Origin of the sequence: Streptomyces sp. NBC_01363, assembly GCF_026340595.1 — a bacterium.
Taxonomy (GTDB): domain Bacteria; phylum Actinomycetota; class Actinomycetes; order Streptomycetales; family Streptomycetaceae; genus Streptomyces.
Genome location: NZ_JAPEPF010000002.1, coordinates 298,524 through 311,641 on the forward strand (window position 1 = coordinate 298,524; position 13,118 = coordinate 311,641).

Below are 13,118 nucleotides of genomic sequence, written 5' to 3' on the forward strand. Positions count from 1 at the left end.
CCATGGAATTCCTTTACGGGTGAACGTAGTTGACGGGTCCAAGGATGCTGACCGCAGGGTCGCGGTTCCTGCCGTCGCGCGTGATGTGAGTCATGGGAACCCGCGACGGGCGTCGCGTGGTCGGCCACGAGCACGGCGGTGAGCGGTGTCTGCGTTCAGAACCTGAACGTACAACAGGCCCCGCCTGTGCGGGAGATGGGTACGGACCAATGTCGGCGTGAAGTATTGACGGCACTGTTCCGGCGGGGTTAACTCACGCCGCAACGCCGGTACCGGTTCCTGAACCGGTTGCGGTACCGGTTCCAGTTGTCCCTCATGCCTTGCCCCGGAGGCCCCGATGCGTGTCACCATGGCCGATGTCGCCCGTGTGGCAGGCGTCAGCAAGACGACCGTGTCGCGGGTCATCAACACCAAGGGCGAAGTGGACGGTTCCACGGCCGCCCGCGTTCGTGAAGTGATCGCACAGCTCGGCTACGTGCCCAGCTCGGGTGCCGTCGGACTGGCCCGCGGCAGCAGTCGTACGGTCGGCATGCTGGTGCCCTCGCTCACCTGGCCGTGGATGGGCGAAGTGCTCCAGGGCGTCGTGGACACCGTCGAGGCCGCCGACTACGGGCTGCTGCTCTTCACCTGCAACCGCGGCGCCGAGTCCGTGCAGCGCTTCACCGGCCAGGTGTCGGCGCGCGCCTTCGACGGGCTCCTGGTCGTCGAACCCGAGAACACCCTCGACCACCTCACCGCGCTGCACCACGGCGGTCTGCCGATCGTGCTGATCGACGACCGCGGCCACCACCCCGAGTTCCCCTCCGTCGTGACCACCAATCGCGAAGGGGGCGCGAGCGCCGCCCGGCATCTGCTCGCCGCCGGGCGCGCCAGACCCCTGGTCATCACGGGTCCCCGGCACTTCGGCTGCGTACGTGACCGGCTGGACGGATTCCGTACGGTCCTGCCCACCGATCTCGTCGTCCACGGCGACTTCACCGAACGCAGCGGCCGGCTGGCCGTGGAGCAACTCATCGCCTCCGGCACGGAGTTCGACTCGGTCTTCGCGCACAACGACATCAGTGCTGCGGGCGTGCTGCGGGCGTTGCGCGCCGCCGGGCGGTCGGTGCCGGACGACATCGCCGTGGTCGGCTTCGACGACATCCCGATGGCCGAGCACACCGAACCGCCCCTGACCACCGTGCGCCAGCCCACCCGGCGGATGGGTGAGACGGCCGCACGGATGCTGCTCGCCCACCTCGGCGGCACGCCGGTACCCGACGCACCCGACGCACCGGTCGTGCTGCCCACCGAACTGGTCGTGCGCCGCTCGGCGCCGTAGCGGTCCGGCCGGAGCCTCCGGCCGGCTGCTCCTCCGTATCCTCCGGATCTCACCGACCGCAGTACCTCCTGGAGTCGCCATGTCCGCACGACGTCACGCCATCCTGAGAGCGCTCTCGATCACCACCGCGGTGGTCGCGCTCGCCGCCGGTTGCTCGTCCGCCAACTCGGGTGCCGACAAAGGGGGCAGCGCCTCCGGCGTGCTGACCCTGGGCAAGCCGGACGGGCCGCAGACCGACAACAGCAACCCGTTCCTGAACACCTCGGCGGGGGCCACGCTCGGCTACCGCTACATGATCTACGAGCCCCTCGCCATGACGAACCAGATCCGGCCCGCGGACAAGGCCGCTCCGTGGCTGGCGACCGGCTGGAAGTGGGAGTCCAACTTCACCGAGGTCACCTTCACCCTCGACCCCAAGGCCAAGTGGGCCGACGGCAAGCCGCTGACCGCCGACGACGTCGCGTACACCTTCGACCTGCTCAAGAAGCACACGGCGCTCAACTGGAACGGCATCCCCTTCGACGGGATCGCGGTGCGGGGCAAGCAGGTCGTGCTGACCTTCAAGGAGTCCCAGTACGTCAACCAGAACAAGATCATCCAGCAGTTCATCGTGCCCAAGCACATCTGGGAAGGCGTCAAGAACCCCGAGACCTGGCCCAACCGCACGCCCGTCGGCTCGGGCCCGTACAAGCTCAAGACGTTCACCCCGCAGACCACCACGCTGACCGCCACGCCCACGTACTGGAAGGGCGCGACCAAGGTCAAGGAGCTGCGCTACACCGCGTACAACGACAACAGTGCGGCGACCACGGCGCTGGCGAACGGCAAGGTCGAGTGGTCGTTCGTCTTCATGCCCAACTACAAGCAGCTGTTCATCAGCAAGGACCCCAGGAACCACAAGCTGTGGTTCCCCTCCGGGCTCGGCATCCACGGACTGTGGTTCAACACCGCCCGCAAGCCCTTCGGCAGCCCGGCGCTGCGCAAGGCCATGGCGATGGTCGTCGACCGCAAGGCGATCCACACCCAGGCCGAGGCCACGCTCTACCCGGAGATCACCAACCCGACCGGCATCCCGCTGCCCGCCGGTGAGTCCTTCCTCGCGCCCGAGTACAAGAGCGCCACCACCGCACCGGACGTGGCGGGCGCCAAGAAGATCCTCGCCGACGCCGGGTTCGAGCTCAGCGGCGGCGTACTGAAGGACCCGGACGGCAAGCCGGTGAAGCTCACCTTCACCGACCCGGCCGGCTGGAACGACTACATCACCGGTCTCGCGATCATCAAGGACAACATCAAGCAGCTCGGCATCGAGGCCAAGGTCAAGACGCAGACCGCCGAGGCCTGGGGCGCGGACGTCGCCAACGGCAACTTCGACGCCACCCTGCACTGGACCAACAGCGGCGCCACCCCGTACGACATGTACCAGAACATCATGGACGGCGCGCTGCTCCAGCCCGTCGGCAAGGCCTCCCAGCAGGGCAACTTCGGCCGCTTCAAGAGCGACGAGGCCACCGAGGCGCTCAAGGACTTCGCGAGCGCCACCGAGGACTCCGCCCGCACCGAGGCCATGAACACCCTCCAGAAGATCATGGTCGAGCAGGCGCCGCTGATCCCGACGGCCGCCGCCCCCATCGGGGCCGAGTACTCCACGAAGAACTGGGTGGGCTGGCCCACCGAGGCCGACCCGTACGCCCCGCCGCAGCACACCCAGCCGTCCGCGCTGCAGATCGTGCTGAAGCTCCAGCCCGCCAAGTAGAGCCAGGGATACGGGACACAGGGACCGGCCATGTCGAAACAGCCCGCACAGAACCATGTCGTGCTCGAAGCACGCTCCGTCACCAAGCACTTCCCCGTACGCCGCACCGGACGCGACCTCCTCGCGGGCCGACGCCGCACCGTCCACGCCGTCGACGACGTCTCGCTGGCACTGCGGCGCGGCACGGTCACCGCGCTGGTGGGGGAGTCGGGCTCCGGGAAGTCCACCGTGGCCAGACTGCTCGCCCGGCTCCATCCGCTCACCGAGGGCGAGATCCTGCTGGACGGCACGGCCGTGAAGGCCGGACGGGGCCGCTCCTTCCGCGGTTACGTACGCCGGGTCCAGCTCATCTTCCAGGACCCGTTCGCCTCACTGAACCCGGTGCACACCGTGCGCTACCACCTCACCCGGGCACTGCGGATCCACGGCCGGGCGGGCAGCGGAGAGGCGGAACTGGAAGAGAACCTGACCATCCTGCTGAACCGTGTCCAGCTGACTCCTCCGCACCAGTACCTGGAGAAGTTCCCGCACGAGCTGTCGGGGGGACAGCGCCAGCGCGTGGCCATCGCCCGCGCACTCGGCGCCGATCCCCAGGTCCTGCTCGCCGACGAACCCGTCTCGATGCTGGACGTCTCGATCCGGCTCGGCGTGCTCAACCTGCTGAAGGACCTCAAGGACCGGCTGCGCCTCGCGATCCTCTACATCACCCATGACATCGCGTCGGCCCGCTACTTCGCGGACACGACGCTGGTGATGTACGCGGGCCGGATCGTCGAGGGCGGGGACAGCGAGACCGTCACCCAGCGCCCCGCCCACCCCTACACCCAGCTCCTCATCGCCTCGGCGCCCGACCCGGACCGGGTGGTCGCCGAGGCGGAACAGGAGGAGACCGGCAGCGGCGAACCGCCCTCGCTCATCGCCCCGCCCACGGGCTGCCGCTTCCACCCCCGCTGCCCGAAGGCCATGGAGCGCTGCCGCACCGAACCGCCGCCCCGCTTCGACCTCGAAGGCGGCCAGTGGGCGGCCTGCTGGCTGTACGCGGACGGTGCGGAAACGGCCGACGAGCACCGGAAGGAGAGCGCGAAGTGAAATACCTGCTCCAACGGCTCGCCTTCTACCTGGTCACCGCCTGGGCCGCGATCACCATCAACTTCCTGATCCCGCGCATGATGCCCGGCGACCCGGTCCAGGCGCTGCTCTCCCGGTTCCAGGGCCAGCTCGACACCGACGCCGTCAACTCGCTCAAGGCACTCTTCGGCCTCGACAAGCACCAGTCGCTCTGGCAGCAGTACACCGACTACTGGTCGCATCTGCTCGACGGCGACCTCGGTCTCTCCTTCACCTTCTTCCCCACACCGGTCAGCGAGGTGATCGCTCAGTCGCTGCCGTGGACGCTCGCGCTCGTCGGCATCACCACGCTGATCAGTTTCCTGCTCGGCACCGGCATCGGCGTCTTCACCGGCTGGCGGCGCGGCTCCTGGATGGACGGCCTGCTGCCCGTCACCACCTTCATCTCGGCCATCCCGTACTTCTGGCTGGGGCTCATCGCCATCGCCCTGTTCGCCGTGAAGTGGCCGCTCTTCCCGGCTGCCGGGGGCTACGACAGCTCGCTCGTGCCCGCCTTCGACTGGCCGTTCATCTCCAGCGCGCTCTACCACGGGGCGTTGCCCGGCCTCACCATCGTGCTCAGCGCCGTGGCCGGCTGGATCCTCGGCATGCGGAACATGATGGTGACGGTGTCCTCGGAGGACTACGTCATGGTCGCCCAGGCCAAGGGGCTCTCCGAGCGCCGGGTGATGTTCGGGTACGCCGCACGCAACGCGATCCTCCCCAACATCTCCGGCTTCGCCCTCTCGCTGGGCTTCATCGTCGGCGGCACCCTGCTGGTGGAGATGGTCTTCTCCTACCCCGGCATCGGCTACCAGCTCTTCCAGGGCGTGGGCGCCAAGGACTACCCCCTGATGCAGGGCGTCTTCCTGATCATCACGCTCTCCGTCCTCGCGGCGAACCTCCTCGCCGATGTCATCTACATGGTCCTCGACCCCCGTACCCGAAGGGAGGCCTAGGACATGGCCGTCACCACCGCCGAGGTCGCCGCGACCGACCCGGCCGGGACCGACCCGAACGGGAACCCGGCGCCCAGCAGGCGCAGGCTGCGCTTTCTGCGCGGCCGCAAGACCGTCGTCGGTCTCGGGATCCTCGCCTTCTTCGTCGTGATCGCGGTCGTCGGACCGTGGATCGCCCCGTACGACCCCGACACGATGAGCGACCAACTGCTCCAACCACCCTCCGGAGCCCACTGGTTCGGCACCACGCAGACCGGTCAGGACGTGCTCTCGCAGATCCTCGTCGGCACCCGGGGAGTCCTGGTCGTCGGCTTCGTCGCCGGGATACTCGCGACGATCCTCTCCGTGCTGATCGGGGTCAGCGCCGGCTTCCTCGGGGGCACGGCCGACGAGCTGCTCTCGCTGCTCTCCAACGTCTTCCTGGTCATCCCGGGACTGCCGCTGATCGTCATCATCGCCAGCTTCGTCTCCGACGCGGGCGATCTGCTCATCGCCGCCGTCATCGCCCTCACCTCCTGGGCCTGGGGAGCCCGGGTGCTGCGCGCCCAGACGCTGTCGCTGCGCCGCCGGGACTACGTCGAGGCGGCCCGCGCCACCGGTGAGTCGACCTGGCGGATCATCCTCTTCGAGGTCCTGCCGAACCTGACGGCCGTCATCGCCTCCGGCTTCGTCGGCACCGTGATCTTCGCGATCCTCTCCGAGATCACCCTCGCCTTCATCGGCGTCGCCGACATCTCCGACTGGAACTGGGGGACCGTCCTGTTCTGGGCGCAGTCCAACCAGGCCCTGGCCCAGGGCGCGTGGTGGTGGTTCGTCCCCGCCGGGCTCTGCATCGCCCTGCTCGGCATGTCGCTCGCCCTGATCAACTTCGGCATCGACGAGTTCGTCAACCCGCGCCTGCGTACGGAGTCCGGCGCGACCGGGAAGGTCCGGATGAGGGTCGGCTTCACCCCCGTGGCGCGCGCATCCGTGTCACACGCATCCCCGGCACGCGGTACGCACGACAAGGAGACCCGCTCATGAGCGGCAGCGAGCCCGTCCTCACCGTCCGCGGGCTGAACGTGGGCTACGGGACCGGGGACGGCGCCGTGCACGCGCTGCGCGACATCGACCTCACCCTGCACCGGGGCGAAGTCCTGGGCCTGGCGGGCGAGTCGGGATCCGGCAAGTCGACGCTGGCGTACGCCGTGACCCGGCTGCTGTCGCCGCCCGGGGTGATCACCGGCGGCGAGGTCCACTACCACCGGCGGGACGGCGAGGCGCTCGATCTGCTGGCCCTGTCGGCCGCCGAGCTGCGGGCCTTCCGCTGGCAGGAGCTGTCGATCGTGTTCCAGGGCGCGATGAACTCGCTCAATCCGGTGCACACCGTCCACAGTCAGCTCACCGACGTGCTCCGGGCCCACCGCCCGGACCTGAAACGGCCCCAACGGACGGTCCGCGCCAAGGAGTTGCTGGAACTCGTCGGCATCTCCGCCGACCGGCTCGCCGCCTACCCGCACCAGCTCTCCGGCGGGATGCGCCAGCGCGTGATGATCGCGATGGCGCTCGCGCTGGAGCCCGAGATCGTCATCATGGACGAGCCGACGACGGCCCTGGACGTCGTCATGCAACGCCAGATCCTGCGCCAACTGGTCAGACTCCGAGAGGAATTGGGCTTCTCGGTCGTCTTCATCACCCATGACATCTCGCTGCTGATCGAATTCTCGGACCGGATCGCGATCATGTACGGCGGCCGGATCGTCGAGGAGGCCGGTGCCTCCGCGATCTACCAGGACCCCCGCCACCCCTACAGCGACGGGCTGCTGCACTCCTTCCCGGCGCTGCACGGCGCCCGCCGCGAACTCACCGGCATCCCCGGCTCGCCCCCGCACCTGTCCGCGATGCCGGCCGGCTGCGCCTTCCACCCCCGCTGCGGCAAGGCGCTCGACGCCTGCGCCACCCATGTCCCGGTGCTCGCCGCGCCGGGCGCGGACGGCTCCCGCACGGTGGCCTGCTGGCTCCACCGGCCGGTGCCGGCGACGGCGGCGACCGCGACCCCCCGCTCGTAGCGACGCCCGCAGCGCCCCCACGCACACCGCTCGTAGCGGCCGACGCACACCACAGGAGACCCATGAACATCGTCACCCCCGTCACCACCCCCGAGGAATACGCGCGCGAGATCGCCGCCGCGGCCGTCCCCGGCCTGCCCGCAGACTTCCGCTGGGGCGTCGCCACCGCCGCCTACCAGATCGAGGGCGCCGCCGCCGAGGACGGCCGGACCCCGTCCATCTGGGACACGTACTGCAGGGTGCCCGGCATGGTCGTCCGCGGCGAGAACGGCGACGTGGCCTGCGACCACTACCACCGGATGCCCGAGGACGTGCGGCTGATCGCGGACCTGGGCGTCGACACGTACCGGTTCTCGCTGTCCTGGCCGCGCATCCAGCCGGGCGGGCGCGGACCGGCCAACGCGAAGGGGCTGGACTTCTACAAGCGCCTGGTCGACGAGCTGGAGGCCAGGGACATCACCCCCTGGATCACCCTCTATCACTGGGACCTCCCGCAGGAGCTGGAGACCGGCGACATCGGCGGTTCCACCGCGGGGGGCGGCTGGCCGGCCCGCGACACCGCCCACCGCTTCGCCGAGTACGCCGCGCTCGCCTACGACGCGCTCGGTGACCGGGTGAAGCACTGGACGACGCTGAACGAGCCGTGGTGCTCGGCCATGCTCGGCTACGCGTACGGCAACCAGGCGCCCGGCCGGCAGGACTTCGGCGACGCGATCAGGGCCGTGCACCATCTGCTCCTCGGCCACGGCCTCGCCGCGCGGTACATCCGCGAGACGGCCGCCGCCCGCGGCAACGAACTCGAACTCGGCATCACGCTCAACCTCGGCACCGCCACCCCCGAGACCGACAGCGCCGAGGACGCCGAGGCCTGCCGCCGCGCCGACGGGATGGGCCGCCGCCTCTACCTGGACCCGCTGGTCAAGGGCGCCTACCCCGAGGACGTCGTCGCCGACCTCGCCCTGCGGAACGCCGAGCTCCCGGTCCGGGACGGCGACCTGGACGTCATCTCCACCCCGATCGACATCCTCGGCGTCAACTTCTACCGCGGCACCCTCTTCTCCGGCGTCACGGAGGAGGGCTCCCCGGTGGACGCCGAGGGACTGCCGGTCACCCGCGGCGTGGAGCGTGATCTGCCGCGTACCGCGATGGACTGGGAGATCACCCCCACCGCCCTCACCGACCTGCTGGTGGGCCTGGAGAAGGAGTACGGCGTCCCGACGGTCATCACCGAGAACGGCGCCGCGTTCGACGACACCGTCTCCGAGGACGGGCAGATCCACGACGCCGACCGCACCACCTATCTCGCCGACCACATCGCCGCCGTCGCCGCGGCCCGCACCGCGGGGGCCGACGTCCGGGGCTACTTCGCCTGGTCGCTGATGGACAACTTCGAGTGGTCCTACGGCTACGACAAGCGGTTCGGCATCGTCCGCGTCGACTACGACACGCAGGAACGGACGCTCAAGGACAGCGCCAAGTGGTACCGCGACACCATCCGGCTCACCCGGAGCCGGTGAGCACCGCGCGCGACGGCTGTCGCACGCCTCACCCGTCCGGGTTAGCTTCGAAGTATGCGGAACAGGTTGTTCCCGACCATGCTGGCCGGCCTGCTGCTGATCCTGGCGGCGGCCGTCCTCGGCATGACGCCCGGTGCGCCGGCGCCGGCGGGAGTATCCACCGTGGCCGCGTCCACCGTCGACGATGTCGCGCAGGCGCTGCGCAAGGGCCCGGTGTACGTCGACCCGGCGGCGTCCGACCAGCTCTCACCGGGCCAGGCCGCCGCCCTGACGAAGAAGATCAAGGACGCCGACAAGCCGGTGTTCGTGGCGGTGCTGCCGCCGACCTCCGCGTTCCCCGCGAAGACCCTGCTGACCACCCTGCGCACCGACACCGGGATCACCGGCGTCTACGCGGTCCGCCTCGGCAACGGGTTCGACGCGGGCGCCGACCCCCAGGTGATGTCCACCCGTGCGGTCCACAACCTCACCGCCGCGGTGAAGACGCCCGGTGCGGACACCGACGCCGCGACGCAGCTGAACGCCTTCGTCGACCGGGCCGTGGAGCAGGCCCGCGGCAGCGCCCCCGCCTCCTGGGGCGGCTCGTCCGGGGGCGGCGGGCCCTCGTCCGCCGCCGGGCTGATCACGGTCGGCGCGCTCCTGGTGCTGGGCGGCGGCACGGCCTACGCGCTCGTCCGCCGCAACCGGAAGCGCAAGGAGACCGAGGAGCGGGCCGCCCTCGACAAGCTCCGGGTCGTCGTGGACGAGGACATCACCGCGTACGGCGAAACCCTGGACCGGCTCGACTTCCGCCCGGCCGAACCGGGCGCCGACGACAACATGCGCGCCGACTACGAGCGGGCCCTCGACTCGTACGAGACCGCGAAGACCCGGATGGACAGGGCCCGGCATCCGTCCGACGTGCGCGGGGTCACCCGGGCCCTGGAGGACGGCCGCTTCTCCCTCGCCGTACTGGAGGCCCGCCGCACCGGCGGCGAACCGCCGGCCCGCCGCCCGCCGTGCTTCTTCGACCCGCGCCACGGCCCCTCGGTCGCCGACGTCCGGTGGTCCCCGTCCGGCGGCGCGGCGCGCGAGGTCCCGGTCTGCGCGGCGGACGAGCTCCGGCTGCGCGAGGGCGAGGAGCCGCTGAGCCGCACCGTCGACACCGGTGAGGGCCGCCGCCCGTACTGGGAGGCGGGTCCGGCGTACGGTCCCTGGGCGGGCGGCTACTTCGGCGGCGGCCTGCTCCCCGGCCTGCTCGTCGGTACGGTGCTCGGCTCCATGCTGTCGAGTCCCGCGTACGCGGCGGAGTACGGAGGCGGCGACTTCGGCTCCGGCGGGGACTGGAGCGGCGGCGACTTCTCCGGGTCCGACTTCGACCCGTCGGGCTTCGACGGCGGAGGCTTCGACGGCGGGGGCGGCGGCGACTTCGGGGGCGGCGGTGGATTCGACGGGGGCGGGTTCTGAGCCGCTGACCAGCGACCTCTCGAGCAGGTGCGATTCATGCTAGACCTGAAGTTATGTCTGGTATCGGCCGATTCCGGGCGCGGCTGCGTCGCTCCGTCCGGCGATCACATCGGCACGATGGAGGACGCTCGGGCCAGGCGGCTCCCGCGCCGTCCGGCGGGGGCCTGACCGATCGGCCCCCGAGCCGCGGACTGCGTTCCCTGCTCGGCGTGCGCACCGTGGCCGGCCAGGTCTTCTGCTTCGTTCTCGGTCTCGTACTGCTGCTCGTCACGGCGGGGGCGGTCGCGCTGGTCGTGCAGGGCCGCCGCGACAGCATGACCGAGGCCCGCGCCCACACCCTGAGCGTCGCCGAGACCTTCGCCCACTCGCCCGGGGTCGCACCGGCGCTGGACAGCAAGGACCCCACCGCACTGTTGCAGCAGAGCGCCGAGGAGGTCCGCAGACTCACCCATGTCGAGTACGTCGTCGTGGCAGGCCCCCAGGGCACCCGCTACACCCACCCCGATCCCGCACTGATCGGCAAGCACATCGTCGGCCCCTACAAGGAGGCACTGGCGGGGCACGCGTTCACCCGGACCTTCAGAGGAATCCGCGGACCCTCGGTCAACTCGGTGGTGCCCGTGACCCGGCCCGACGGCTCGGTCGCCGGACTGGTCTCGGTGGGGGTCACCGTCGAGTCGGTGAACAGCGTGGCGGACCGCTCCATCCCCTTGAGCGCCGGAGCGGCGGTGGTCGCCCTCGCGCTCACCACGGCCGGCGCGGCGCTGCTGAGCAAACGGCTGCGTCGTCAGACCCATGGGCTCGGACCCGCCGAGATGACCCGGATGTACGAGCACCACGACGCGGTGCTGCACGCGGTCCGCGAGGGCGTCCTCATCGTCGAGGCCGACCGGCTGACCCTGGCCAACGACGAGGCCCGCAGACTCCTCGACCTGCCCCCGGACGCCGAGGGCCGGGCGGTCGCGGACCTCGGGCTGGACCCCGGCACCACCGCGCTGTTCGTCTCCGGCCGCACCGTCACGGACGAGGTGCTGCGGGCCGGCAACCGGCTGCTGGCCGTCAATCTCCGTCCGACCGACATGTACGGCGGCCCGCCCGGCGCCGTGGTGAGCCTGCGGGACACCACCGAACTCCGCGCGGTCACGGGACAGGCGGAATTCGCGACCGAACGACTGCTGCTCCTGTACGAGGCCGGTGCCCGGATCGGCACCACGCTCGATGTCACCCGGACGGCGCAGGAACTGGCGGACGTGGCGATCCCCGGATTCTGCGACGCCGCGACGGTCGACCTCGCCGACCCCGTACTGCGCGGGGACGAACCGGTCACACCGGACGGCGGCACGCTGGAGATGCGCCGCACCGCCGTCGCGGCGGTCCGCGCGGACCATCCGCTGTATCCGGTCGGCCATGTGGTGGGTTTCGTCCCCGGCCGGACCCGGGCCATGCGGGTGCACAGCGACGACGCCGATCTGCAGAGCGATTTCACGAAGCTGGGCTGGCGGAACTGGGACCGCGACGTGGCCGAGCGGATCAGGGAGCAGGGATACCACTCGCTCGTGTCGGTGCCGCTGCACGCGCGCGGCGTCATCCTGGGCATGGCCAACTTCTGGCGCTCGGGCGATTCGGAACCGTTCGACGACGACGACCTGTCCTTCGCGGAGGAACTGGTGGCACGGGCCGCGGTGGGTGTGGACAACGCCCGCCGCTACACGCGGGAGCATGCAATGGCCGTGACGCTGCAGCGCAGTCTGCTGCCCCGTGTCCTGCCCGAGCAGAACGCCCTCGATGTCGCCCACCGCTATCTGCCGGCGCACGAGGGGGTCGGAGGCGACTGGTTCGATGTGATCCCGCTGTCCGGTGCCCGGGTGGCGCTGGTCGTCGGCGACGTGGTCGGGCACGGGCTGCACGCCGCGGCCACCATGGGGCGGCTGCGCACCAGCGTCCACAACTTCTCGTCGCTGGACCCCGCGCCCGACGAACTCCTCGGGCATCTCGACGAGCTGGTGGCCCGGATCGACCGGGACGAAGCCGAAGACGGCGATGTCGAGATCGCCGGAGCCACCTGCCTGTACGCGATCTACGACGCGGTCTCCGGCAACTGCACGGTGGCGCGGGCCGGCCACCCCGGGCCGGTGCTGGTCCTTCCGGACGGCACCGTCGACTTCCCCGAGGTCCCGACCGGACTTCCCCTCGGCATCGGCGGCATGCCCTTCGAGGCGGCCGAGTTCCACGTACCCGAGGGGAGCCGGCTGGTCCTCTACACGGACGGTCTCGTCGAGCGGCGGGGCCGGGACATCGACACCGGCCTCGACCTGCTGCGCGAGGCGCTCGCCGGCCGTGACCGGACACCGGAGGAGACCTGCGACGACGTGCTCGACGCGCTGCTGCACGACCAGCCGGACGACGATGTCGCCCTGCTCGTGGCCCGCACCCGCACGCTCGATCCGGACCAGGTCGCGCAATGGGCCGTGGCCACCGATCCGGCGGCCGTCGCCGGGGTCCGCAAGCACGTCGCCGAGTGGCTCACCGACCGGGGCCTGGAGGAGGAGGCCTTCGCCACCGAGCTGATCCTGAGCGAACTGGTCACCAACGCGGTCCGCTACGGCACGGCACCCATCGAGGTCCGTCTGCTCTACGACCGCAACCTGATCTGCGAGGTGTCCGACAGCAGCAGCACCTCACCGCATCTGCGCTACGCGGCGACGACGGACGAGGGCGGCCGGGGCCTGTTCCTCGTCGCCCAGTTCGCCGAACGCTGGGGCACTCGCTACACCGAGACGGGCAAGGTCATCTGGTCGGAGCAGACGGTCGGCGAACCGGAGGAGAGCAACTTCTAGGCCAGTCCAGGGCAAGGGTTCCCGGACGGAGCCCATATCTCCGCTGTTTGCTGTTACGGCAACGAAGCTTGCCGAAGTGGTGCTGCTTCGCGGACGCTGCAGTGAAAGGGAGGTGCTCCTCATGAGCGAC

The 13,118-nt window shown here is 70.5% G+C and carries 9 protein-coding genes; all 9 read left to right on the forward strand.

What is annotated here, in order from left to right; translation table 11 throughout:
• Window positions 1–337: 337 nt before the first annotated feature.
• The 9 genes from OG611_RS29450 (at window position 338) to OG611_RS29490 (ending at window position 12,988) form a co-directional block, all read left to right on the forward strand.
• Window positions 338–1,321 (forward strand): LacI family DNA-binding transcriptional regulator, encoded by a 984-nt coding sequence (locus tag OG611_RS29450; RefSeq protein WP_266427003.1) that lies wholly within the window; start codon window positions 338–340, stop codon window positions 1,319–1,321.
• A 79-nt stretch (window positions 1,322–1,400) separates the two neighbouring features.
• Window positions 1,401–3,074 carry an ABC transporter substrate-binding protein gene (locus OG611_RS29455; RefSeq protein WP_266427005.1) on the forward strand — a complete coding sequence of 558 codons (1,674 nt, stop codon included), beginning with the start codon at window positions 1,401–1,403 and terminating at the stop codon, window positions 3,072–3,074.
• 30 nt (window positions 3,075–3,104) lie between these two features.
• Window positions 3,105–4,163, forward strand: coding sequence for an ABC transporter ATP-binding protein (locus OG611_RS29460; protein WP_266427008.1), 1,059 nt, complete (start codon window positions 3,105–3,107; stop codon window positions 4,161–4,163).
• Window positions 4,160–5,140 carry an ABC transporter permease gene (locus OG611_RS29465; protein ID WP_266427010.1) on the forward strand — a complete coding sequence of 327 codons (981 nt, stop codon included), beginning with the start codon at window positions 4,160–4,162 and terminating at the stop codon, window positions 5,138–5,140. Before OG611_RS29460 ends, OG611_RS29465 begins: the two co-directional genes overlap by 4 nt.
• 3 nt (window positions 5,141–5,143) lie before the next feature.
• Window positions 5,144–6,163: an ABC transporter permease gene (locus OG611_RS29470; protein ID WP_266427013.1), complete on the forward strand. Its 1,020-nt coding sequence runs from the start codon at window positions 5,144–5,146 to the stop codon at window positions 6,161–6,163.
• Entirely contained in the window at window positions 6,160–7,188 is a 1,029-nt protein-coding gene (locus OG611_RS29475) for an ABC transporter ATP-binding protein (protein ID WP_266427016.1), read from the forward strand. The genes OG611_RS29470 and OG611_RS29475 overlap by 4 nt, the downstream gene beginning before the upstream one ends.
• A gap of 62 nt (window positions 7,189–7,250) precedes the next feature.
• Complete coding sequence (locus OG611_RS29480) at window positions 7,251–8,705, forward strand: GH1 family beta-glucosidase (RefSeq protein ID WP_266427018.1); 1,455 nt, start codon at window positions 7,251–7,253, stop codon at window positions 8,703–8,705.
• A gap of 54 nt (window positions 8,706–8,759) precedes the next feature.
• Window positions 8,760–10,151 carry a hypothetical protein gene (locus tag OG611_RS29485; RefSeq protein WP_266427021.1) on the forward strand — a complete coding sequence of 464 codons (1,392 nt, stop codon included), beginning with the start codon at window positions 8,760–8,762 and terminating at the stop codon, window positions 10,149–10,151.
• 191 nt (window positions 10,152–10,342) lie between these two features.
• On the forward strand, window positions 10,343–12,988 hold the full coding sequence (locus OG611_RS29490; RefSeq protein ID WP_266431299.1) for a SpoIIE family protein phosphatase: 2,646 nt from the start codon (window positions 10,343–10,345) through the stop codon (window positions 12,986–12,988).
• The last annotated feature ends 130 nt before the right edge of the window (window positions 12,989–13,118 follow it).

What these genes read in the sequence shown, in the direction of transcription:
- OG611_RS29450 (WP_266427003.1), top strand. Translation starts at nt 338, where the DNA reads ATGCGTGTCACCATGGCCGATGTCGCCCGTGTGGCAGGCGTCAGCAAG.
- OG611_RS29485 (WP_266427021.1), top strand. Translation starts at nt 8,760, where the DNA reads ATGCGGAACAGGTTGTTCCCGACCATGCTGGCCGGCCTGCTGCTGATC.
- OG611_RS29480 (WP_266427018.1), top strand. Translation starts at nt 7,251, where the DNA reads ATGAACATCGTCACCCCCGTCACCACCCCCGAGGAATACGCGCGCGAG.
- OG611_RS29475 (WP_266427016.1), top strand. Translation starts at nt 6,160, where the DNA reads ATGAGCGGCAGCGAGCCCGTCCTCACCGTCCGCGGGCTGAACGTGGGC.
- OG611_RS29455 (WP_266427005.1), top strand. Translation starts at nt 1,401, where the DNA reads ATGTCCGCACGACGTCACGCCATCCTGAGAGCGCTCTCGATCACCACC.
- OG611_RS29460 (WP_266427008.1), top strand. Translation starts at nt 3,105, where the DNA reads ATGTCGAAACAGCCCGCACAGAACCATGTCGTGCTCGAAGCACGCTCC.
- OG611_RS29470 (WP_266427013.1), top strand. Translation starts at nt 5,144, where the DNA reads ATGGCCGTCACCACCGCCGAGGTCGCCGCGACCGACCCGGCCGGGACC.